Origin of the sequence: Mesorhizobium sp. M7A.F.Ca.CA.001.10.2.1 (assembly GCF_003998575.1) — a bacterium.
Classification (GTDB): domain Bacteria; phylum Pseudomonadota; class Alphaproteobacteria; order Rhizobiales; family Rhizobiaceae; genus Mesorhizobium.
In genome coordinates, this window is record NZ_RZQY01000982.1 from 1 (window position 1) to 1,536 (window position 1,536).

Consider the following 1,536-nt stretch of genomic DNA (forward strand, 5'->3'; position numbering starts at 1 on the left):
GTCGCATATGCTGCACGATGGCATGCCGGAGGGCACGACGCGGCCGATCGATTTTTTGATGCCGAGCATCAAGGTCATCCTGCTTGGCGGCATGCAGGAGCCCGGACATGGCGCCGGCTCGATCCTGGCCGGTCTGCTGGCCCATCCCGAACAGATGCGGCAGGTGCTCGCCGATCCCGAGACCTTCGTGCCGAAGGCGGTCGACGAGGGCCTGCGCTGGGTGGCGCCGATCGGCACGCAGACGCGGCAGACGACACGGGCGGTCGAGCTTGGCGGCGTGACGATTCCAGCCGGTGCCGCGGTTGCCGCACTTGTCTCCTCGGCAAGCCGTGACGAGAGCCGCTTTGCCGATCCAGACCGCTTCGACATCAACCGCGACGAAGGCAACCATGCCGCTTTCGGCTTCGGCCATCATTTCTGTTCGGGCCGGTTTTTCGCACGCGAGCAGATGTGCCTTGCGGTGAGGCTGTTGCTCCTGCGCTTCCCCGATCTCAGCCTTGTGCCTGGCAAGGAGCCGGTGTTTCGCGGCTGGGAATTCCGCGCGCCAACCACATTGCATGTTTGCCTGGGAGTCCGTCACCCATGATCAGTCAGAATGCCATCGACACGCTGCGCAGGACGGAGATCGGCGCACGGGGCCTGTTCATCGATGGCGTGCAGATCGAGGCAACAAGCGGCGCAAGCCTGCCGGTGACGTCGCCGATCGACGGCCGGCCGTTCGCCAGCATCGCCGACGGCAACGCCGCCGATATCGACCGCGCCGTGAAGTCGGCGCGCAAGGCGTTCGAGAAGGGCTCGTGGTCGCGATCAGCGCCAGCCTTTCGCAAGAAGGTGCTGACGAAATTCGCCGAGCTGGTCGAAAAGCATGCCGACGAGCTCGCCGTGCTCGGCGTGCGCGACAATGGCACCGAGATCGGCATGGCCTACAAGGCCGAACCGCTCTCGGCCGCCGGCACCATCCGCTACTATGCCGAGGCGATCGACAAGGTCTACGGCGAGATCGCGCCAACGGCCGACAATGTGCTCGGACTGATCCACAAGGAGCCGCTCGGCGTCGTCGGCGTCATCGTGCCGTGGAACTTTCCGCTGATGATCGGCGCCTGGAAGATCGCGCCCGCACTTGCCGCCGGCAATTGCGTGGTGGTCAAGCCGCCGGAGATCGCTTCGCTGACGCTGCTGCAGCTGGCCGAATTGGCAAGCGAGGCCGGACTTCCCGCCGGTGTGCTCAATGTCGTCACCGGCCGTGGCGCGGTCACCGGCGAAGCGCTCGGCCTGCATATGGATGTCGACGCCATCGCCTTCACCGGCTCGGGGCCGGTCGGCCGACGGCTGCTCGAATATTCCGCTCGCTCCAATCTGAAGCGCGTCTTCCTCGAACTCGGCGGCAAGTCGCCCAACATCGTCTTTGCCGATGCTCCCGACCTGAAACAGGCGGCGGTCGTCTCGGCCAACGGCATTTTTCGCAATTCCGGCCAGGTCTGCGTCGCCGGCTCGCGGCTTCTGGTCCAGTCAGCGGTCTATGATCGGTTCATGGAC

General features: G+C 65.4%; 2 protein-coding genes. Both read left to right on the top strand.

Going from position 1 to position 1,536, the window contains the following annotated elements; all coding sequences use genetic code 11:
* Window positions 1–586: cytochrome P450 (locus EN964_RS34190; protein WP_164776357.1), on the top strand; the 586-nt coding region annotated here is incomplete at its 5' end.
* Window positions 583–1,536 (top strand): aldehyde dehydrogenase family protein (locus EN964_RS34195; protein ID WP_127277415.1); only part of this gene is annotated, 954 nt, incomplete at its 3' end. The genes EN964_RS34190 and EN964_RS34195, both read left to right, overlap by 4 nt.